20 protein-coding genes are annotated in these 20,108 nt (G+C 59.2%); 13 read left to right on the forward strand and 7 right to left on the reverse strand.

Going from position 1 to position 20,108, the window contains the following annotated elements:
* Window positions 1-21 precede the first annotated feature (21 nt).
* Window positions 22-1,581, forward strand: a complete 1,560-nt coding sequence (locus CLV78_RS21950) for a DUF1254 domain-containing protein (RefSeq protein ID WP_106208043.1) — start codon at window positions 22-24, stop codon at window positions 1,579-1,581.
* Between the two features lie 507 nt (window positions 1,582-2,088).
* Entirely contained in the window at window positions 2,089-3,033 is a 945-nt protein-coding gene (locus CLV78_RS21955) for a Vgb family protein (RefSeq protein WP_146136757.1), read from the forward strand.
* Between the two features lie 71 nt (window positions 3,034-3,104).
* On the opposite strand, the gene CLV78_RS23725 is transcribed toward CLV78_RS21955, so the two are convergent.
* Window positions 3,105-3,806 carry a M48 family metalloprotease gene (locus tag CLV78_RS23725; RefSeq protein WP_146136758.1) on the reverse strand — a complete coding sequence of 234 codons (702 nt, stop codon included), beginning with the start codon at window positions 3,804-3,806 and terminating at the stop codon, window positions 3,105-3,107.
* Window positions 3,807-4,285: 479 nt separating this feature from the next.
* Between CLV78_RS23725 and CLV78_RS21965 the strand changes: the two genes are divergently transcribed.
* Window positions 4,286-4,666 carry a hypothetical protein gene (locus CLV78_RS21965; protein ID WP_146136759.1) on the forward strand — a complete coding sequence of 127 codons (381 nt, stop codon included), beginning with the start codon at window positions 4,286-4,288 and terminating at the stop codon, window positions 4,664-4,666.
* A gap of 298 nt (window positions 4,667-4,964) precedes the next feature.
* Here the strand turns inward: CLV78_RS21965 and CLV78_RS21970 are convergent, their stop codons facing one another.
* A complete protein-coding gene (locus CLV78_RS21970; RefSeq protein ID WP_245925245.1) occupies window positions 4,965-5,372 on the reverse strand; it encodes a c-type cytochrome in 408 nt (135 codons plus the stop codon).
* A 958-nt stretch (window positions 5,373-6,330) separates the two neighbouring features.
* Here CLV78_RS21970 and CLV78_RS21975 point away from each other — a divergent pair.
* From CLV78_RS21975 to CLV78_RS21990, 5 genes are all read left to right on the forward strand, one after another.
* Window positions 6,331-6,978 (forward strand): hypothetical protein, encoded by a 648-nt coding sequence (locus CLV78_RS21975; protein WP_170111685.1) that lies wholly within the window; start codon window positions 6,331-6,333, stop codon window positions 6,976-6,978.
* Entirely contained in the window at window positions 6,978-8,294 is a 1,317-nt protein-coding gene (locus CLV78_RS21980; protein WP_211301054.1) for a hypothetical protein, read from the forward strand. The genes CLV78_RS21975 and CLV78_RS21980 overlap by 1 nt, the downstream gene beginning before the upstream one ends.
* A 47-nt stretch (window positions 8,295-8,341) precedes the next feature.
* Window positions 8,342-8,905, forward strand: a complete 564-nt coding sequence (locus tag CLV78_RS24320; protein WP_211301055.1) for a hypothetical protein — start codon at window positions 8,342-8,344, stop codon at window positions 8,903-8,905.
* A 21-nt stretch (window positions 8,906-8,926) separates the two neighbouring features.
* Window positions 8,927-10,840 carry a hypothetical protein gene (locus CLV78_RS21985; RefSeq protein WP_106208051.1) on the forward strand — a complete coding sequence of 638 codons (1,914 nt, stop codon included), beginning with the start codon at window positions 8,927-8,929 and terminating at the stop codon, window positions 10,838-10,840.
* A 150-nt stretch (window positions 10,841-10,990) separates the two neighbouring features.
* A complete protein-coding gene (locus CLV78_RS21990) occupies window positions 10,991-12,253 on the forward strand; it encodes a tyrosine-type recombinase/integrase (protein ID WP_106208053.1) in 1,263 nt (420 codons plus the stop codon).
* A gap of 27 nt (window positions 12,254-12,280) precedes the next feature.
* Here CLV78_RS21990 and CLV78_RS21995 read toward each other — a convergent pair whose 3' ends face one another.
* Window positions 12,281-13,048, reverse strand: coding sequence for a hypothetical protein (locus CLV78_RS21995; RefSeq protein WP_245925246.1), 768 nt, complete (start codon window positions 13,046-13,048; stop codon window positions 12,281-12,283).
* 636 nt (window positions 13,049-13,684) lie between these two features.
* Between CLV78_RS21995 and CLV78_RS22000 the strand changes: the two genes are divergently transcribed.
* The 5 genes from CLV78_RS22000 to CLV78_RS22020 are packed head-to-tail and all read left to right on the forward strand — an operon-like array spanning window position 13,685 to window position 16,278.
* Window positions 13,685-13,930, forward strand: a complete 246-nt coding sequence (locus CLV78_RS22000; RefSeq protein WP_106208055.1) for a helix-turn-helix transcriptional regulator — start codon at window positions 13,685-13,687, stop codon at window positions 13,928-13,930.
* Window positions 13,927-14,181: a hypothetical protein gene (locus CLV78_RS24325; RefSeq protein ID WP_106208057.1), complete on the forward strand. Its 255-nt coding sequence runs from the start codon at window positions 13,927-13,929 to the stop codon at window positions 14,179-14,181. The genes CLV78_RS22000 and CLV78_RS24325 overlap by 4 nt, the downstream gene beginning before the upstream one ends.
* Complete coding sequence (locus CLV78_RS22010) at window positions 14,178-14,588, forward strand: VRR-NUC domain-containing protein (RefSeq protein ID WP_106208059.1); 411 nt, start codon at window positions 14,178-14,180, stop codon at window positions 14,586-14,588. The genes CLV78_RS24325 and CLV78_RS22010 overlap by 4 nt, the downstream gene beginning before the upstream one ends.
* Window positions 14,585-15,571 carry a helix-turn-helix domain-containing protein gene (locus CLV78_RS22015; protein WP_106208061.1) on the forward strand — a complete coding sequence of 329 codons (987 nt, stop codon included), beginning with the start codon at window positions 14,585-14,587 and terminating at the stop codon, window positions 15,569-15,571. The genes CLV78_RS22010 and CLV78_RS22015 overlap by 4 nt, the downstream gene beginning before the upstream one ends.
* Entirely contained in the window at window positions 15,568-16,278 is a 711-nt protein-coding gene (locus CLV78_RS22020) for a hypothetical protein (protein ID WP_106208063.1), read from the forward strand. The genes CLV78_RS22015 and CLV78_RS22020 overlap by 4 nt, the downstream gene beginning before the upstream one ends.
* Window positions 16,279-16,700: 422 nt before the next feature.
* Here CLV78_RS22020 and CLV78_RS22025 read toward each other — a convergent pair whose 3' ends face one another.
* The 4 genes from CLV78_RS22025 to CLV78_RS22040 form a co-directional block, all read right to left on the reverse strand.
* On the reverse strand, window positions 16,701-17,777 hold the full coding sequence (locus CLV78_RS22025) for a hypothetical protein (RefSeq protein WP_106208065.1): 1,077 nt from the start codon (window positions 17,775-17,777) through the stop codon (window positions 16,701-16,703).
* Window positions 17,778-17,804: 27 nt separating this feature from the next.
* On the reverse strand, window positions 17,805-18,089 hold the full coding sequence (locus tag CLV78_RS22030; RefSeq protein WP_106208067.1) for a hypothetical protein: 285 nt from the start codon (window positions 18,087-18,089) through the stop codon (window positions 17,805-17,807).
* Window positions 18,086-18,376 (reverse strand): hypothetical protein, encoded by a 291-nt coding sequence (locus tag CLV78_RS22035; protein ID WP_106208069.1) that lies wholly within the window; start codon window positions 18,374-18,376, stop codon window positions 18,086-18,088. The genes CLV78_RS22030 and CLV78_RS22035 overlap by 4 nt, the downstream gene beginning before the upstream one ends.
* A 137-nt stretch (window positions 18,377-18,513) precedes the next feature.
* Window positions 18,514-19,200 carry a CPBP family intramembrane glutamic endopeptidase gene (locus tag CLV78_RS22040; protein WP_158263637.1) on the reverse strand — a complete coding sequence of 229 codons (687 nt, stop codon included), beginning with the start codon at window positions 19,198-19,200 and terminating at the stop codon, window positions 18,514-18,516.
* Between the last annotated feature and the right edge of the window lie 908 nt (window positions 19,201-20,108).

Raw genomic sequence — 20,108 nt, forward strand, 5'->3', positions numbered from 1 at the left:
CAACGAAAGGGAGGAATACAAATGGCGTTTGCAAGATCACTGGCCGCTGCGGCCGGTTTTGCCACTATCACGGGGGGGCTCTGGGTCGCGCCACTGACGGCGCAGGAAGTGCCAACCATGGAGATGACGACAGAAATCCCAGAGGGTGTGACAACACCCGACAACCTGCAGACGCGGGTGGGCGAATTGAATTTCTTCGACGGTGTGCCCGATGTGGAGTCTGCGCAGAAGATTTACAACCTGCTGGACTTTACCCACGCCTATCAGGCCGTGCTCGACGGCACCAAGATCGCCTCGATGCAGGCGATGCGAAACGGCATTCTGGAATTCGGCCCTGCCAACACCACGGCGATCCTGTTCGAAGGGCTGATGGATTCCAAGGCGCTGTTCCTGACAGCGAACACCACCAGCGTCTACATGACGGCGTGGCTGGAGATGGGCGACGAGCCCATGGTGATCGAGACGCCGCCGAATGTGCTCGGCTTTCTCAACGATGCGTGGTTCCGCTATGTCGTCGATTTCGGCAACCTCGGGCCGGATGAAGGACAAGGCGGAAAGTTCCTGATCCTGCCCCCCGGCTACGAGGGCGACGTGCCAGAGGGATATCACGTTGCCCAGTCGAACACCTATGGCAACTGGGTGCTGTGGCGCGGCTATCAGGAAAACGGGACAACCGAAAAGGCGGTCTCGCAGACGAAAGAAATGTTCAAGATGTATCCGCTGTCGCAGGCGGATAATCCCCCGGAGATGAACTTCGTCAACGTTTCTGGCGAGTTGTTCAACACGATCCACCGGATGGACACCGAGATCTTCGAAGAGATCAACGCAGTTATCCAGCGCGAGCCGCTAATCGGCGAGCGGCCCGAACTGCTGGGCCACCTTGCCGCCATCGGGATCAAGAAAGGGGAAGAGTTCGCACCGGATTCCCGTATGCAGCCGATCCTCGAAGCGGCAGCCGCCGCCGGTGCGGTGACGGTCAAGACACTGATCTCCAAGCCGCGCGACGAACGCTTCTACTGGTACCCGGGCGAAAGCTATTGGCAGACGGCTTTTCCGGGAGGCGCCTATACCTGGGAACTGGACGGTGTGACGCTGCACGACATCCGCGCGGCCTTCCACTTCTATGCCACCGGCATCACCCCGGCGATGGCCCTGAAGAAGGTCGGCAAGGGCTCGCAATATGCCTTTACCTACCGCGACTCGAACGGCAACCCGCTGGATGGCGCAAAGACCTACCGCGTCCACGTTCCGGCGGATGTGCCGGCCAAGGACTTCTGGTCCTTCACGCTTTATGACAACCAGACCCGTTCGATGCTGCAGACCGACGCCCAGTTCCCGGCGATCGGCAGCAACGATACCGGTCTCGCACAGAACGAGGACGGCTCCTACGACATCTACTTCGCGCCGGAAGCACCCGAGGGCAAGGAGAGCAACTGGGTCCAAACGGTGCCCGGCAAGGGCTGGAACACAATCTTCCGGCTCTACGGCCCGCTGGAGCCGTGGTTCGAGCAGACGTGGCGTCCGGGTGACATCGAGCTGATCAGCTTTGCGTCAACCGGTGAAGAATGCTCTTGCGAGTAGTCAGTACCTGACCTTCGCGCACATTGGCTTGGGCGGTGTCTCAATGGCGGCGCCCAAGCTTGGTTTACCTGAATGCGGGCATCCGAGCATGAGCATCAAATGGCGCAAGGTCGGCAAAGCTGCCTCTGGCGCGATCCGCAGCATTTGGAACTATGGGCTCGTCGCTGGCGTTCGCTGCGTCTGGGACCAAGGTCCGCCGTCGGGATAGGCGTGCCAACGAACTCATGCCGCATCCGCGAAATCAACAAGTGGCCCCAACGGCAGCACTGCGCAGGAGGCGGTCGGTCGGTGTGGATGAATGGACCGGCGGCTTTGCCGACTATGGGGACATCTGACGAAAAGGCTCAGATGTCCGCTGTGCGCGAAGCGTGTCGGTAAGAAGTTGAGCAACGTCATGGCCCGAAAGTTACCCCCGTGGTATTTTTCCACCGCTCATTTCGCCCGGCCGTTCTTCGTTGCGGTGGGGGCGGCAATTGTTCGGTAGGCAGTCGTGCGAGGAGTTGGATTATGTCGTTTCTATCTACATCCGCCGTTGCGATTACATTCTTCCTTTTCCTTGGATCGCAAGTCTCAGGCCTTGAGGAACTCCCGTTCGACCATTTGGTTGTGGAGGCACGGATCGAGAAGCCGTCCAACTTGTTGTCCTACGGTCATGGTGCTCTTTGGGCCGTGTCCCGTTTTGAAATAGTCAGGATTGATCCAATAAACTTGCGCGAAGTGCGCCCAATAGTCGGGACAATGACTTCATATCCGGCTTTCGGGATTGGCGAAGGAGCCGCCTGGGTCGCGCAGGTCAAGGATGGGACGCTCTACAAGCTGGATGGCAGGTCCGGCGACCTGCTTCTCTCGGTCCGGGTTAATGCGTCCTACGCGCAAAGCGGTCTTGCCTTCGGCGACAACGCTGTCTGGTTGCTGACACTGGGAGACAATCAGGCGTTGGCGAGGGTTCTTTCTGCTTTTGACGTCGAAACCGGCAACGTGCGTAGCCGTCTTGATCTTCCAGCGCAGGGTTTCGGCGTCTCATATGCCAACGGCAACGTGTGGGTGACATCCCAGTCGGGAAATGAATTGTACCGTGTAGACCCCGCCGCCAACGCTATCCTTTCCACGATCCCGCTTCGCGACCGGCCCGGCCCCGTTGCCGTGGGCGGCGATAGTGTTTGGGTTCTCAATCTCGGCGACGGCACGGTTCAGAGAGTTGACGCAACAACGGGTGTTGTCACTGCAACGATAGAAACTCCCCTTCCGCGAGCAGACAGCCATATTGCGTTCGGAGGTGGGTATCTGTGGATCACACCCGACAAAAAATCGCCCCTGATACAGATCGATCCAAACACCAATGAGGTTCTTCGGAGCTACCACGGCGCATTTCCAACTGGCTTGGATTTTGGTGATGGCGCGATTTGGGTGAGCGAACGGAACCACATTTTGCGCCTTGTGCCACCGGAGTAGACCCCCTGCCCAACCGCAGTCTCAAGATCCCGTTCATGCTCGCGGATCCGTGGCAGATCTCAATTGGCTTGTTAGTTGCTGGTGCTCAGCCCGCAATCGGTAGCGGCCTTTGGGGATGTCCAACCCCTCCTGATTGCGTCGGCTCTTTCCTTGATCTTTGGATGGCTACCGCCGTCATGGTCAATCAGGTTTCGGGATACTGACAGGGCATCATTGAGCGAAACGCCCAACACACGAAGACCTGCACCCGCAAACGCATCCGCTTCCAATTCTGCCCACGGCCCGCAGACTTGGTCCAGATGGTCGCAATGGTGGTGTCCAAGTTCATGGAGTATCGCAAAGGCCGCTCCGGGTTTGCCGAATTGGCTATCGATGTTCCTGTCAAAAAGAACGACCCTCCGGCCTTCGCACGCACCCGCCATAGCATTGTGCCCAATGTTCACCAGCATCGGGACCACGTCGCAATCTTCGGCTTCGATCTCCAGTGCCTCACATGCAGTCCGAATGAGTTGCCGGTATCTTCTTGGTGCAGGTTGTACTTCGAAGAAATCTGTTCTGTAGAACACCACAAGCTTGCCATCTGGCGTTTCGAAACACTGGTTGATCACACCCGCGCCTCCGCTCGGATCTTGAACACATGGCGCGGAATAGTTCGGTGTTTGCCGGGTCTCGATTTCTTGTCCGATGACCTTGCCATCGAGAGTTGAAGTTAAGTCAACTAGAGAGACAACTGATGCGGAGGCCAGCAACCGACCAAATCTGCAGATGCTCATCGTTGCTCCTCCTTCAACCAAAGCCCTCCCAACCTGGCCGTATCCCCTTCATCGGAAGCAACCGTCGCCGAGACGAAAAGAGAGATCGTCAAAACAATGGTTTCTAGGGCACGCCACATCTCCTCCTCCTTTCTCTACGTCGAAGATTGTCGATGCGGGGCCAAGGTTACCGAGATTGCATATCGGTCGCCATGACATCGCTCAACGCGAGTTCCCCACATTCGCGAAACCGGACCTTGCCCAAATCAGGATCAACGACCGCTTTGCGCAATTAGCGGACGTCATGTCGTCTCTGGATTGCCCCGACGCGGGGACATATCCCGAAAGTCGAGTTTGCCGACGGTTCGGTCATCTGAGCGTTTTGATCGGATGTCGGCTATGAAGTCCAATTGAAGGTGGGTCGCTTGAGGCGCGTCAAGGCAGGATTGCCCGACGTGGTGTAACATTTTGGCGTTCACGACAGCTATGCGGAGGCCACAATGAGACAGTTATTCAAGATTGTAGCGTTGAGCGCGTCTACGATCCTGTTGGCAACGGCGACGTTTGCTACCGGAGGAGGATATTCGGAAGTCACGGATAAGGCGTCTTTCGAGGAGAAATTTGTTGGTGTGAAGATCATGGACCCAGAGGACGACGCGAACTATTTCGTTGTTCGAGATGACGGGTCAATCGAAGGTGTCTGGAACGGCAAGGAACTAAAGGGCGAATGGCGTTGGGAAGACACCTACTTCTGCCGTTCGCTATCTGCACCGCGACCAGCCCCCGAAGATTGCCAATCTTGGTCGATCTCAGAGGGAAAGGCCCGTCTGGTTCGCAATCGCGGTGACGGCGACGAAACCATCTACGCGCTCGGCAAGTGACGAGAAGGCCAGACATTGTCCGCAATCTGCCCAACGGCCGGACCGCGCAGATTGCGGTCTGTTAAAGCGGGCGAATGGACCGTCTGGTTTGCCGACGTTGCGGTCATCTGACTAGATTGCTCGAGCGTCGGGTCCGAACGGACACTGACGAGCACTGCGGCCGAAAAACGACCGTGTCGTGGATACCGACCGCTGATCGCTTCGCATAAACGCTCACGGCAAAGACATGCAACGCGTCCGCGTCGCTCAGTGCATTTGCGCGGCAATCAACCTAGCCATTGCAAGCCACACTCCGCGTCTACTTCTGGATCGATTTTAGATAGTAGACGAGCGACAGGATGCGTCCGCTGGCAACCATTCCAGCCGTCTCTCCGCGCTGGCTGGTCGCCGAAGATTGAAAACGCTCACCCCAGATGGGCATCGCACTTCCGTGTGCCCGCACTCCATCACGGCCATCAATCGTCGTCAGAACCGCTTCGTAAGGGAAGTCGCCGTCATTTCCTTGCGACAGCTCCAACAGACTTGGGGTGGAAATACTCAGGAGGTCCGCAAGGGGACCGTCGCCCAATGCACTCTCGCCATGACAACCGGCGCAAGCGACAAGATACTCCTGCTTGCCAAGCTCAACCACTCGCTCTTGTGCAAGCACCACCGCCGGTACGAGCAAAGTGCAAAGCCCTGCGATGAAAGAAATCAGTTTGTTCATGTTCAACTCCTTCCAAACTGAAACAGGTAGTGGAATTATCGCACTAGAAAGACGGAACTGTCGCTGAGCTATATCAAGCCAAAGTTGCCGTCGAACTGGCTGGCCTTCACCAAAACGGACATTGCCCAAGTAAACGCCAACGACCGCAAAGCGCAGACAGCTGCCACCAACGGAAGGGCTATGCACGGCTACGGGGCCCGTACAGCCGTCGCTGGCCGAACAGAGGTGATGCGACATCGACAAATGTCTGCAATCGGAACTCCTCGCCTACTCAAAACGATTCGATGTAGTTCGCAGTTGAGTCCGATTCCGGCCGTGGTCCGGCGCGTGGAGAGCTGACTGGCGGTGTGTGCTGCGAATGCCACAGTGCAAGACCGTTGCAGATGCTTCCACAGTGCTTCCACGAGAATACCAACGCAGGAGCGCGGAACCGTTCTAGAAACACTATATAGCTGATTTTAGGTATTTTTCTTGGTTGCGGGGGTAGGATTTGAACCTACGACCTTCAGGTTATGAGCCGATAATACAACGATTCCAATACGTTAGTGAAATCAGGCGCTTAGCTGGTAAGCCTTTGATTTCGCAAATTTCCTTTCCCGGCGCTGGGCGGCGTTGGACGATTTCCGGGTGCACCGGACGGAGAAAAACGGCGTATGCGGGTTGATGTGGCGTTGAGTTGACCATGGCAAGATGGCGATCAATGCAATCAGTTCGGCCAAATGTTGCGTCGTTTATTGGGGGATGCGGTCACACTTTGCAGTTGTGGCCATTCCTGCGACGAGAGCGCCTTCAAAGCGATGGCCTGGAGGCCGAAACGTGGAGAATTTTCGGATCAAGAGACGTTCCGTTTCGCCGGTGAAACAAACCCTGACGAAATGGCCGAATTTCCGGAGGGATCGAATGCTCCCTTGCACATCTTCAGATCGGAACGCATGATCAGCCCGAAGAGGCGAGACTGTTGAATAACCTACATAAATCTACGGACCGGCAAAGTGCTGTTCGGCTACTAGCCTGCATAGACGCAGGTGGCCACGAGCCGCTTCACGGCCAATGGGATCCGGAAGTTGTCGCCGTGCTCGAGGGGCAAGCGCGTCTGCAGGCATTCGACTTTTGGATGCGGTATCCGGATTACCTCGCGAACGAACTGCTCGATGAGTTCGAAGGTGGCGGCGGGAACGATCTGATCGAGATCGCAAAAAAAATCTTTGACGATCGGGAACCAGACCTGAGACATCTGCCGATGGTTCGCTATCATTTCGGAGCCTTCGAGCCACTCGACAACGCGCTGGCGATCCTCCGAGCTGGTGATCTTATTCGCATCAGGCGGACAGGTCAGCCAGGCCATGTGCGGCAACATATCTACCTTCTCACGCAAAAAGGGCGTTCCGCGATGGCAGAATTGGCGGCGGCGGCACCGGAACTCGCGTGGTATCGTGAGCGGGCGAAACTCGTTGCGCGTGTCGCCGGCAGGCTAGGAGGCACAGCCTTAAAAGATCGTCAGTACCTCCAGGAAGAGTACGCCGAGACCGACCTGTCGCGCCCGATTCAGCCGATAGCTGAGCGCGTAAAGAAGCGGTTGAGTGACCTGTTAGAGGAGAGCAGCTGATGAGTGGAAGCTGGCTGGAAGAGATCTCCGCCAAGACAAACCTAACGCTCGAGCAGGCCAGTGTTCGGCTTCATCGGTGGGGGGTTGTTCCTGATCGACCGGCCCGTCCCGCCCGGTCAATCGTGATAGAGCGTATTGCCTTTTCAGGCGAAAAGAAGGGCAAGACGACGGGAACAATCGACTTCGAATGGGCCGATGTCGGCCCCGGGGTTTGGGCCGTCACTAGCGATCGCAACTTGGTCGGCAAGTCCACGGTGTTGGAGGTCGTGCTGTGGTGCCTCAGAGGCTCGCCCAAGAACCTTCAAGCCGATGTGCGTGGCTGGCTAGCCAAGGTTCGCTTGGATTTTGCAGTAGACGATGAAAGTTACCGAGTCGCTTTCGAATTGAAGGATGATCGGCCTGTTGGAAGGCTTGAGCGTCGCGCACCGAACGGCACGTATCACCAGCTCGACGAATTCGCTTCAGATGATGGTTTCGAACTCGTTGTATCGCGTTTCATGATGGACGCGCTCGATCTCGACCCATTGCCAGCCATGCAGGGTCGCGACGGGGAGAAGGAGGTGGTTCAGCATGGATGGGCCGCGCTCTCAAATGCGTTTTATTTCGGAGGTGACCACAAGATTCTTCTGGGAGATACGTCCATGGCTGGGCTCCCAGCCAGAATGCTCCAGATGTATATCGGGCTACCATGGGCCAGCACGAAAACCTTCGTTGCCACTGCCAGCAAGGAGATCGAGCAGAAGCGCGCAAAGGCAGAGAAGGCGCTGGAGCGTTCGAGATCGGAGGCGCAGGTGGCCCGCGCGCGCCTGGAGGCGGAACTGGCTGCAGCGCAAAAAAACCTAGCGGACCTGCCTTCGGAGACGACTTCGGCTGAGGCCCTGAACAAGGCCGGCGAGGCCGTTGCGGAGGCGACGCGCCGGATGTCGGAGTTGCAGGCTCGTGCAGCGGACGTCGAAGCTGATGCAGATCGTGTGCGCCGTGTCGCGATGGATGACGAGCGCGCCGTACGGGATCTTCGTGAAACGATCGTGGCCACCCAGTTCTTCAACGGATTGAACCCGGAGTGCTGCCCCCGGTGCGAAACCCATGTTACGAAAGCCCGAGTAAGGGCGGAGACAACAGAACTCGTCTGCTCACTGTGCGCCGAGAGTATTCCGGAGGATCGCTTCGAAGACTTAAGCGAGACGCTCCACGAAGCGGAAGCCCGTGCAGTCGCTTCGAAGGCTCCGCTGACCGTGCAGCAGAGGATGCAAGAGCCTCCAAAACAGCTGCTCAAATTGCGACGAGATCACTCACGGATGCGCGAACATCCCTAGATGAGGCGACAAAAGGAGCGGATTTCTCCGCGCGCCGGAAAGCCGAATTGACCGTCGCCCGCCTTGAAGGCGCGCTTGAAGAGCGAAGCGCAATCCCTGAGGAATCCGAGGCTCATCCAGATGCCGCGCTGATTAAGGCGGCGGTGAAGGAAACCGAAAAGGCCTACAAGGCTGGGCGGACGGATATTCTCAATGCACTGAATGACGAGATCTTTCTTCTCGGCCGGCGATTGGGCATCGAAGCTTTGGAAAAGGTCGAGTTGAATAGCAATAGCTCTCTTAGAGTTTGGAAAGGGGGAGCCGCCACGTCCTTCTCCAGCGTGACGGCCGGGGAACGTCTAAGACTTCGTCTTGCGACTGCGATCGCACTTCTGCGAGTCGGGCGTCAGATGGGAATTGGTCGCCATCCGGGTTTGCTGATCATCGACTCACCTGCATCTGAGGAAGTGAACGAACTCAACCTTCAAGCGCTTCTAGGCGAACTTCGCATTATTGCCAAAGATACGGAGGGGCTTCAGGTATTCGTGGCTAGCGCGAACCCAGACGAGATTGTGCAGGCGCTTGGCCAAGAGTGCTGCCGCATTGCCCGAGGCGAGAGCTATGTGTGGTAGCCACCTTCGCCGGCGGTCCAAATGAGTGTGACCGCCGCACTCGAGGCGAGCTTGCGAGCCAGACAGGTACCAACTCTGGTCGAATTGGGTGGCGTTCCCGCGATCCTCGCCGATCGGGACGCCATCATTGATAGTCCGTTTTTCGACATTCTGTTGCAGAGCATTGGTGCCGGGGGATCCGAAGATCACGCAGCCCTGCTCGATTTTGTGATCGACGGGTTTCTGGCGCAACAAAAGCCACTCGTCTTCCGAGACGCGGTGAACTCTCTCCTCGCCAATCGCGACCTGCGACAGATCACACGCCCGAAACTTGTAGGTGCGCTGCAAGCTCGGATCGATGGCAAAGCCATGGACGACCAGGCGTTGCTGGCCGCATTCGCGTTGGAGGGCCTGTTTCAACTGGCGTTGGATGACGATAGCACGCGATGGCGTACGCTCATTGTCTTGAATGACTTGCAGAGCGATGATCCAGGCATCTTCGTGCGACATGCGGCGAAAATTGCCGGGGTAGCGTACCATCACTGGAGAGAAACAAGCCTTCGCGATGCGTTGGTTCGTCTTCAGGCGAATGACGAGGCAGAGGATGAGGCGACTTTCGAACTGGCGATGATTGCCTTCGCGGATGCCTTGAATGGCCACACCGAGGCTGATGTCGGCACAGGCATGCGCGAGGCACGCGGGCTCTTCAAGAGTGTCTTGCGCCGCAATCCAGCTCGGCTTGACGCCTCAATATACGTTGCCGTCATCGACGTGGTCCTCGCCTTCACTACGAAAGTGAGCGGAGGGCTTGGAGTTCATGTGGAAACCCTCGGTCGATTGCTCGCGGAGCGGCATGATCAGCTTGGAATGGGCGACGTTCCGGGTTGGTTGGAGCCGCGTGTTGATCGCGAAGTCGAATGGTGGCAGCTCCTTTGTGTGATGCGATCGGTGGCTTCCAGCATCTGCCGACCAAGTTGGCTTAACGCCGGTCGCGTGATGGAGCAGGTCCTTGCGGTGTATGACGCCGAACAAACGATCGCCGTCGGCGGAGGATTGAATATCCTATTTGCACCGAAGATCGAAGCGGCCTTCATCCGAGAACGAGGACTCGCGGGTCACCTCCATGAACTTCTGGCCGACAGCGAATGGGCTCCCGAATATCGCCCAATTGCTGAGAAGCTTTGTGAACGAATTGCGCTCAGCGCCGCAGGAGATCCACCATCGCGACTAGAGTGGGAGGGTGGCAATTTCCCGCGGCTCAGCGCCATCCTCCAAGATTCTGACGCTTCGAGCCGCATTCCAGACGATATGGCCGTCGTTCTGGAGAGGTCTCTTGCCGACAAAAATGCTGCGGAAAGCGGGAAGCACCTGCCGGACGTCCAGAAGATCTGCAAGCGAATCTCTGGGGATTTCGTCGACGCAATCGACTACCGAGGCGAAATTAAGCATGCCTACGACCAACTCATTCGGCAGGTTGTTGTCTTCTGCGAGGATAGGCAGCATGCCGACTTGGCGCAACTCGGCGAGCGGGGAGCTTACCTTCGAAGTGCAGACGCTGTGGAAAACGATCTGCAGCGTGATCTGAGAGAATGGCTTCGCGGAAACATGTCGCCGGTGAAGGTTCTTCCGGAGGTGCCCGGAATCGCCGCAGGGCGGTCAGATCTTTATGTGGACTTCGGAAATACACAATTCATCATAGAGTTGAAACGACACTTTGGAGCGGTCGATGCTGACGTGGCCCGTACCTACCGGGCACAGGCGGTTGCCTACCAGGCCACTGGGCCGAAGCTAGGGGTGCTCGGGATCCTCGAACTCGCCGAACGCCCTGGTCCTCCCCCGAGCCTGACCGAATGTGTATGGACAGAGGCCTATGTACCTGAAGGCAGTCATCTCACCCGTCATCTCGTTGTCTTTCGAGTGCCAGGGATGCTGAAGACGCCATCCAGACTTAAGTAGCCGTCACCAACTAACACGACCACTGTACCGGGTGGCGCGCCCTCGTCCCCTTTCCGCCACCCTGCGCCACCCCGCCACCCCTTGCTTTGTGCATCACTTGATATCGGCGCGAATCTACGCGTCATGTCAGAGACAAAGGAGGCGAGTTGCATGGTCAACCGACTGCGATTGAATGAGAAAGCCGTTCGGGATGCCGAACCGGCAGTGGGGCGGGACTACCAGATCTTCGACACAGAGGTTCGCGGGTTCGCGGTCTGCGTCTACCGCTCAGGGAGTCGGGCGTTCACGCTGGACTACCGCCATGCCGGTCGGCAGCGGCGGATGACGATCGGGCGTTGGCCAGAATGGTCGACAACTGCGGCGCGGGAGCGGGCAAAGGACCTGCGGCGGGAGATCGACGCCGGGTCGGACCCGCTCGCCCAGCGCGAACTGGGACGCGAGGCGCCGCGGTTTCAGGATCTGATCGACCGCTATGTCGAGGTGCACCTGCCGAACCTGGCGCCGACCAACGCCTCGGACCAAAAGTCGATGCTGAAGAAGCTGGTGGCCCCCGACTGGGGCAACCGGCTTGTGACCGAGATCACGCCCTACGATGTCGAGAAGCTGTTGAACAAGATCGCCGCCGGTCGGTCGCGGCCTTCCAAGACAAAACCCAACAACCGGGCCCGCAAGCTGCAGGGGTCGAAACCCACGCCGATCCGGGCCAATCGGACCGGTGAAGTGCTGCGGAAGATGTTCACCTATGCCCAGAGCTGGGGTTGGAGGGAGGACAATCCGGCCTCTGGCTTTCGCCGCCGTATCGAGAACCCGCGCGAGCGGTTCCTGAGCCAGCAGGAGATCCGCAAGCTGGCTGCAGTGCTCGATGCCGCCGAAGATCGCCGCGCAGCCGACATTATCCGGATGTGCATGCTGACGGGCGCCCGGGTTGGTGAGGTCCGGCAGGCACGGTTCGAGCATTTCAATCTCGAGCACCTGAGTTGGTCGAAGCCGGCCAGCATGACCAAGCAGCGCAAGATCCACCGCCTGCCGATCTCGGATGAAGCGGCGGCCATCGTGCGCCAGCGCCAGATGCTGGTGCCCCGTGGGAGCCCATGGTTGTTCCCCGGGGACGTGCCGGGCCAGCCAGTGCAGGAAATCCGTCGGTTCTGGATCCACATCCAGAAGGAGGTGAACATCCCAGACGTTCGCATCCACGACCTGCGCCACACGTTCGCTTCTCTGCTGGTCAGTGGCGGCGCCTCGCTGGAAATGATCGGCAAGCTGTTGGGGCACAGCCAGGTGCAGACAACTCAGCGCTATGCCCACCTGATGGACTCGCCGCTGCGCGCCGGTGTCGATGCTGTGGCAAGCGCCTTCCGGCCGCGGCCGAAGCTGGTGCATGACGCCGAGGAGGAGGCACGGAGGACGGGTTGATCCCGTCCGCGTTGCTACCCGGCTCCGTCAGGCAGATGTGCGCAGCATTTTCCAGGCAGGACTGAGGCGCCGTCGGATCGTCCTTTCATCCGAGACGTCCCCACTCTCGGTATTCATGGCAAACCATTCCTGAATCCGGCCGATCCACTCCGCCTGGGTCGCCGGGACGCCTTGTTCATGGACCGTCAGGATCTCGGCAAGGAATGCGTCGTCCCAGTTGTATCTCGGACTCGCTCCGATGTTAGCTGCTGGGCGGCGCAGCAGGTCATGCTGGTCTTCGAACCGCTGAACGTCCTCGCCTCGGATCATCAGGTCGGCCAGCATCACCTCGATCCCGTCTTCGGGATCCGTAATGAGGCACCAATCAGCTTCCCCGGCAGCTCGAACGCTCTTCACCCTTCCACTTGGAAGAGAAGTCTCGTACCGGCGGAACATAAGCAGGATATCGGCCACCGACACGGAGACGAAGCCGGCGAGCGTTCTTGTTTCACAAAGCGCCCAACGAATTCCCGTCACTACGTCGAAATAGCCAACAGACGCCCAACCGGCGATGTCCGCCAGTGCGCAGTCCCAACGTGCCGTGACTTCGTTCAGGGAATAAAATGCTCTCCGGGGTAGTGCCATGCTCCGCTCCTTCGTCAGACACACGTAGTCGGCCCGGAAAAAACCTGGGCAGGTGCGGTGTCCACATTGTTTTGGGGCCAGCCCGCTCGCGTCCTTGTCCATCGCCGGATTGCGCAGCCTGTTCGAGATCTGGCTGAGCTGGAATTCAGCGCCGCCATCGCGATTCTGCAAGCCAACTTCGCTGGGGATATCGTCGACTTTGTTCTTGACCTGTTCCGCAACTGGTCATTGCCAATGGCTTACGCCCGGACTGCGGCCTCACGTCGCCCCAGCGCTCCGCCCGTTAACAAAGGTTAACGAATTCAATAGATCGCACGCCTCCAGTCCGCGGGCGCTTCCCCGCCATCCGGACAAATCCGCGCTCCCTTTTAACATGGTTTGCCCGGTCCGAGGGATGTCGCTGCCGGGCGTCCGCGCGTGTCCCCGGGTGCAAAAACGCGTTTTCGCCAGAACCTCAACAAAACAAGGGGTGGCACAGGGGTGGCGCTTCAATGCCACCTTGCGCCACCCCGCCACCCTGTCGATCTGCCATCGGTGTTTCACGTCGTTCGACGGCGCTGGGCAGCATTCACAGGTGCGTAAATCCTGAAGCTCGACCCCGCCCGGCCCGCATTTGGACCTCCCATGTCGGGCAGCCACCACAGCGAACGGCCTCAAACAGGCTCTTTCGCCCGAAGATCAAGAAAACAAGGGGTGGCAAGGGGGCGGCGTTCCAATGCCACCCTGCGCCACCCCGCCACCCCTGCTGATCTGTTTTCGCTGTTTCACGCCATCCGCCCACGCCGGGCGGCAAACAGGAGGACAGCAATGCTTCAGCAATCAAACAACACGGAAAAGGCAAATCCGAGGGTGCTTTCAGGCTGGATCAGCCGCGGAGAGCTCGCCACCGAACTTGGGGTGTGCGTCGATACGCTTGGGCGCTGGGAAGCCCGTCGGACAGGGCCGCCCTGCGTGCGCGCGGGCCGAAAGGTGCTCTACCGCCGGGCGGTCGTTCAGCGTTGGCTCGAGAACCAGGAAACCCCGCCGACCAGCAAGAAGCGGGGGCGGAAATGATGCGGGCCGCGTCACTGCGCCGCCAGCCGTACGCCCAGCGCCGCGAGGATCCGTCTCCAGCCTGGGCGGTATGGCGCGACGCCCGCCTGCGGGAAGCACTCGATGTTGCCGCTGATGTCGCCCATCACCGGGAAAGCCCCGTCCTGTTGGCCTATCGGGTCATCCAGGCGAATAGCGCGGAGCGCATCGACCGGATCAGGGCGCATGTGTTCGCAACCCTCCTGCAAAAGAAACTGGAGGGGCGGCTATGACGAAGCGCTGTCATCCCGAGGCCGACACCCAGCGCGCCATCGTGCACGCCCTGCGAGTCGTTCTGCCCCACGGTTCCATCGTGCACCACTCGGCGAATGAGGTGACTTCCGGCAACCGAAGCGCTCGATCCCGCCAGGCGATCCTCCAGGGCATGGGCGTTCATCGTGGCTTTGCCGATCTAATCGTCCTCTCCGGCGGCCGGGTGCTGTTCCTTGAGGTCAAGAGCCAGACCGGGCGCCTCAGCCCGGCACAGGCGGATTTTCGGGATGTCGTTCGCGACCAGGGCTTCGCATGGGCCCTGGTGCGGTCGGTCGACGATGCGCTGGGCGCGCTGGCCGAGCACGGGTTCACAGCAAGGGCGAAACCACCCTGCGTGCAATTTCGATCCAGGAGGGTCGCGCGATGAGCCACAATGCCACCAACTGGGCCATTCAACAGCGCGGGCTGAAACCCACTACCAGGATCGTGCTTTGGCATCTGTGCGATCGGCACAATCCCGATTTCGGCTGCTTCCCCTCCCAGCACCAGCTGGCGCATGACTGCGAGATCAGCCGATCAACCCTGAACGTGCATCTCGATCGGCTTGAGACAGCCGGTCTGATCCGTCGGGTGACCTGTTTCGATCCGGTCACCCAGCGCCGCAGGCCAACACGGTACTTCCTCGGGTTTGAAGCACCGCCCTCGCCGGAGAAAACAGACCCATGTCCGGAAACCGGAGACGGGCTTGAAGGGCTGGAAACACCATCCGCCCCAGCAGGTGAATGTCGGCCAAAAACGGTGGATGCGGCAATGCCATGTCCGGATATCGGACACGGAGCCATGTCCGATTTTTGCGCAGAGCCATGTCCGGAAAAAGACCAAAGCCGTGTCCGGAATCTGGACAATAACCCTGTAAGGGAACCTTTAAGTAAACCAGTAAAGGAGGAGGAGGACGCGCAGGCGCGCGATGCCATTTTCGATGAGTTTTTTGGGAAGCTGCTCGGGGCGCTGGGTTTCACTCCGGAAAGCGCGCTTCCGGGCTGGTGGCAAGGCTGGCCAGCCCGCGAACATGTGCGCCGCTGGCGCGACGACCTCCGTCTGAGCGAAAGCAAGATCCTCGAAGTTGCGGCCGCCACCCGCCGTGACCATCCCGCCCCGCCGGACGGCCCCAAAGCGCTGGACCGTGCGATGGAGCGAGCCTCGGCCCCGACGTCGTCGAAAGCAGGGAAACGCAGAAAGCGCGTGGCCGCCCCACCACCCACCGAGGATGAGCTGGCTGGCTTCTATGCCGACATGGTCAACGCCGATGGCTACCTGCCGCCCAGCGCCATCTCCAGCCGGGTGTGCGAGATGCTGCTCGTCCGCGGACTGGTGACACCAGAACGGCTCCGGATGCGGGGTGTGCTATGACCGTCCATTCCCGTTTCAATCGCAACAGCGCCGGGACCAGACGAGCGCTGGGCGTGCAGGCGCTCCTAGAATGGGCCTTCCGGGTCGAAAAGGCACAGCTGGAGCTCCCCATGCCGCCCGACGAGGTCAGCGAAGGTCACGGCTTCGGCCTCGAATACGTCCTGCTCCAGCGTGCACAACTCGGGTGCCAGGTTGACGGTGGTCGCTACAAGCCGGAGGCCAGCACCCACGAGGATGCCGAAACCATCGCGGCGATCGTCGGGGGGCTGCCAGATGATCTAGGCGGCCGGCGCATGGCTATCCGCATCGCCGAACTCGCCCGCGCCGGGCTGACACCGGACTGGATTCCCTGCGCTGTCCCGCGCTGCGTTCCGGTAGAAACCCGGCGCAATCAGCATGGCGAGCGGTCCGTCAATGTTGTTGTCGCCACCGAGCGTGTTCTCTACCGGGGCCGCTGGCGGACCGTCGATGTGCTGGCCTGTCCGGTGAGGTGGGTGCCGCATCCGGATCAGATCGAGGGAGCGAGACGGGCCTACGTGGATTGGTGGTGGGCGCTGGGCTGGATCCGGGACGGGTTGGCAACCTCCAGGTTGCTGAGAGAGATCGACGTCTCTGCGGCGATGCCAAAGTTCGAACCGTGGAATGTTCGAGGGCCAAGTGGATCGACGCAACGTAAGGTCATGCACCCGGCCAAAATGGGTCGGTAAACGGCCGCAATGGGTTCGGACTCGATTGGAGCAGCCGTTCGCTGCAGCCGGCACAAGGGAACGGTCAGCGGACACTGCGGACTTTTGCAGGCGCAGCGGGTGCAGGTGCAGAGTGCCGAAGATGATGCTCGCTATTGCGGCACCGAGATTTCGGCGGCGCAGCGACTGTCCCGGGACCAGCCATTCGATGGTGTCAGCGTCGGTCGAATCAAAACCTCCCATTCGCTGCGGTCGGGGTCAACAATCGAGATGGGGAACCGATCTGCCGTACAAGGACCCCATCCCGAAGGGCATATCTTTCCGCGCCCCAGACCTTCTTGTACCGCGATAAATTCGCACGGGTTTTCGAGCCTTCAATCTGATGTTGTGGAGTTGGCATCAGCAGGTCGGCACGACGGCGCCAAAGGACGTGACGCAAGCACTCAAGGCGCGCGGAGGGTTTCTCTCAAGGCAGACACCGCGGCTTGCAGGTCGTTCTCAAGGTTCGGAACGAAAGTCTGACGAACCGCAAGATTCAACGCTTCGTCTGCAGCGGTTTCTTCCGAGTTCACGGGGCCCGAAAGGCGTTCAAATTCTTCGAAGGCCTGAAGAATCTGCAGCGGCTCGCGCAGGATACCCTGAACGGTCATGCTGATCGACATGTGCTCGACCTGGTTGTTGTTCTCAGGCGGGCCGACATATCGTGGCGCAAAACCAGACACTCCCCAGATCGCAGAATTATCCTGGGCCATTCCGGTGTCATATTGCCAGATGGTCCCGACATGAAACCGCTGGGCGAAGCCGTGATTGAACAGCTTGATATGTGTCAGGGGGTTGCGGCGCGACGATCCGACGACGAGCTGCTGCCAAAGATAAAGAGCGGCCTGCTCCTTGCTGCGGATGTGCTCGGATGTCTCAAGCATGTGTTCCCGCGGCACCTCGTCGATCAGTCTGATGGCTGGCTCGAACAAATCCAGGGCCGTGTCGAGAGCTGTATCGTCAGCACCGGGTTCGGAAACCTTGAAAGCGTGGAAACGGGTATAGGCGACGCCGAGAGCGTCGATATATGGTCGGCCTTCAGTCGATGCGAGCGCAGCAACAACCCGATATGGCGTCCAACCATCGACGCGCATCTGGTCCGTCTCCACATCCCAGAAGGTTGACGGGATCTGGCGACCCGCCCCCTTGGTCCGGAACGCCAGTGCATTGAGATGCTCCGCGTAGTTCAGCAATTGGTCTACTGTTACCTCTCCCGCATCCAGGCGGGTGAGGTGTCCTGAGGTTGCAATGTCGCCGAGCAGTGGCTCCGCGCTCAGACCGGCATCTGTCAAAGCCCGCTCCACCCTGCTGCGGGGCGGAACAGGCGTTGACGGCGCGTCGTCAGCATCAAGCGCGATCGAGCGCCCATCCAATCGTCGCTCCGGCATCCCGAAGAACAGGAACCGAACCTGCGGAACAGACAGCAGGGTGATGACAAGGACCACGCCTATCAGCAGAGCCGCCCATTTCAATGATCCCATGTCCCGGCCATCCCTGCGATGGGTTGTCTAGTCGGTAAGAGCATCGAAACCGGTGGTATCGACATCGGCGACTGCTTCTTTTGCAATAGCGTCATAGTCTGTCGCCTTCTTAGCCTCCTCCGAGGCTTCCGCAGCAAGTGCAGCCGAGGCACCGACAGTCGCGGCCGTTCGTACCTCATCTTCGGTGGCGCCACATCCCCACAGGGTGATGAGCCCGAATGCAGAAACCGCCAAAAGGGGCAGTCGCAGTCCGCGCGATTGTTTTCGGTCGTTCACGGCCACAGCAACAGTAGATCCATCGCGCAGCTTCATTTGGTATAATCCTCGAATCCTTCAACATTGCCGCTGATGACCGTGCAGTTGCCAGCGGCCTGAACAGTCGGCTGATCCCAGTTCACATTCCAGTTGACCACGATTTTGTCGCCATTCTCCGAGCCCGGAAAGACCGATATCGCCGCATTCGGCAGGTCCTTGAATTCCGGTACATCCCAGATGTAGTCGTGACAGGCTTTAAGGGCGTTGGTTGTCTGCCGGTCGAAGGCCTGAGCCGCGCTGGCGGCAATGATGAGGCCGAGGCATAGTCCGATTTGTTTGAACATGGGTGTTTCCGATTATCCTGGTTGCACGATTCGATTGGGAGGTCGCTTGAAGGTACGTTCCAGCGACCAAAAGGCAAGTCGTGCCGGACAGGTTCGTGTCTATCGACAGAGGCCGTCATCCGGATCAGAGAAAGCGATCATTGCATCTGGTCGACCTGACGCCTTTGCCAACGGAACCACCCCGCGAGGGCGATCAACCCCAGAATCGGTTCAAAGTGGCGCAACAAGAAGCCGAAGACCTGCACGAAGGCGCCACTTGTCGTGGGGTCTGCCGCTGTGCCGAAGGTATCACCAATCAAGGCATGGTTCATGGTAACCACGAAATCCCATAGCGCATGCAAAAGCACCCCGGGCCAGACCGATCGCGTGCGGAGGGCAATTGCACCATAGAGGATGCCAGAGAGCCCGGCGTGGATAACCTGTGGATGGGTTGCTGCCAGGCTTTGCCCGTTGATCCAGTTAACGTAGTGACTGATTCCGAAGACGAATGAGGACGCAAAAAGCGCTGCCACGGGGCCGATGCGGAGCTCAAATCCATGCAGCAGTATGCCGCGAAACAGAACCTCCTCGAAAACTCCAACGAAGAGAACAAGGAGCAGAATCGATTGCGGGAGGCCGCTGGAGATCAGGGCAGAGAAGTCGGCTTCGCCCTGACTGGCGATAAGAACGGCCGCGCCGAACATAACAAGCGTGATCATCGTCGGGACCAAAACGTACCAGAATCCGCTCCATGCCGGACGCGATGTTAGCCTTGCCTGCCTCGCCCAACCAAGAAGGAACACAATCGCAACGGCAGAGGCCGCAAGCAGGATCTCGGTGACCAATTGATCGATCGGAGCCTGTTGTGGAGACCGGGAGGGATCGCCGCCGAAAGCCTGAGACGACCGTATCGCCGGCGCCGCGAGGATGGTGAAATAACCCGCAACGACAACCAGCGAAGTGGCGATGGGGCGACTGGTGAAGAACTGTCTCATGCCAAACGCTCCTTGGTGCTCAGCTTCTCAAGCGGGCAGGATGGCTTGCAGAGCACTTGAAGAACAGCCCGAAACTGAAATGGCGATCTCTTATGCCGGCGAGCTTTCCATAGCATCGCTGAGAACAGTGTTCGCCCGCCTTGTTGAATGTTGTGTTCGGAAGCGAATTCGAACTGTACTCGCAATCTCTGACATAACCGGCTCCAATGTGGATTGCGACCAACCCACATTGGCACATCAGACGCCGTCGGACGTGGTTACAGCATCAGAGCCGAAAGGACATCGCATCCTATACGGAGCTGGAGATACTGCGGGCGCAAACGGTGTATTCCAGTTGAGCACGAGTCGGGCTCCCTGCCATCGTTCTCTGCACGATGTCTCAACGGCCGCAATGCTCTGAACCAACCCATTGACAGACCTGCCCCTCTTGACTCATACATCCATCATCGCAGGAGAACGCCCGGGGAACAAACTTCCGGGCGTACTGCGTTAGCCCCCCTCCCATGGTTCCTCCCAGGCCTCGTTTGTATACGGGGGGGCTGAGCGCGGGATTTCGCTAGCAACACTGGATTCCACCGGGGAATCCACCCGGAATCCACCTGAAGGCACCCGGACTCAAAAAAACAACAAAATCAGACGGATGGCTTTGCGCTTGGCGTTGGAGGTGGATTGAACGAAGCCGCTACCGCGGCACTTGGGTCGCGCTGTTTGGGGATTGGTGCCCTGTCTGAGAGGATTGCGGTTGTTGACACCCGATC

Source organism: Aliiruegeria haliotis, from assembly GCF_003003255.1.
GTDB classification, from domain to species: Bacteria; Pseudomonadota; Alphaproteobacteria; order Rhodobacterales; family Rhodobacteraceae; genus Tropicimonas; species Tropicimonas haliotis.

Coding starts and splice junctions, on each gene's coding strand:
- CLV78_RS21950 (WP_106208043.1), top strand. CDS start 22: ATGGCGTTTGCAAGATCACTGGCCGCTGCGGCCGGTTTTGCCACTATC.
- CLV78_RS21955 (WP_146136757.1), top strand. CDS start 2,089: ATGTCGTTTCTATCTACATCCGCCGTTGCGATTACATTCTTCCTTTTC.
- CLV78_RS23725 (WP_146136758.1), bottom strand. CDS start 3,806: ATGAGCATCTGCAGATTTGGTCGGTTGCTGGCCTCCGCATCAGTTGTC.
- CLV78_RS21965 (WP_146136759.1), top strand. CDS start 4,286: ATGAGACAGTTATTCAAGATTGTAGCGTTGAGCGCGTCTACGATCCTG.
- CLV78_RS21970 (WP_245925245.1), bottom strand. CDS start 5,372: ATGAACAAACTGATTTCTTTCATCGCAGGGCTTTGCACTTTGCTCGTA.
- CLV78_RS21980 (WP_211301054.1), top strand. CDS start 6,978: ATGAGTGGAAGCTGGCTGGAAGAGATCTCCGCCAAGACAAACCTAACG.
- CLV78_RS21985 (WP_106208051.1), top strand. CDS start 8,927: ATGAGTGTGACCGCCGCACTCGAGGCGAGCTTGCGAGCCAGACAGGTA.
- CLV78_RS21990 (WP_106208053.1), top strand. CDS start 10,991: ATGGTCAACCGACTGCGATTGAATGAGAAAGCCGTTCGGGATGCCGAA.
- CLV78_RS22000 (WP_106208055.1), top strand. CDS start 13,685: ATGCTTCAGCAATCAAACAACACGGAAAAGGCAAATCCGAGGGTGCTT.
- CLV78_RS24325 (WP_106208057.1), top strand. CDS start 13,927: ATGATGCGGGCCGCGTCACTGCGCCGCCAGCCGTACGCCCAGCGCCGC.
- CLV78_RS22010 (WP_106208059.1), top strand. CDS start 14,178: ATGACGAAGCGCTGTCATCCCGAGGCCGACACCCAGCGCGCCATCGTG.
- CLV78_RS22015 (WP_106208061.1), top strand. CDS start 14,585: ATGAGCCACAATGCCACCAACTGGGCCATTCAACAGCGCGGGCTGAAA.
- CLV78_RS22020 (WP_106208063.1), top strand. CDS start 15,568: ATGACCGTCCATTCCCGTTTCAATCGCAACAGCGCCGGGACCAGACGA.
- CLV78_RS22025 (WP_106208065.1), bottom strand. CDS start 17,777: ATGGGATCATTGAAATGGGCGGCTCTGCTGATAGGCGTGGTCCTTGTC.
- CLV78_RS22030 (WP_106208067.1), bottom strand. CDS start 18,089: ATGAAGCTGCGCGATGGATCTACTGTTGCTGTGGCCGTGAACGACCGA.
- CLV78_RS22035 (WP_106208069.1), bottom strand. CDS start 18,376: ATGTTCAAACAAATCGGACTATGCCTCGGCCTCATCATTGCCGCCAGC.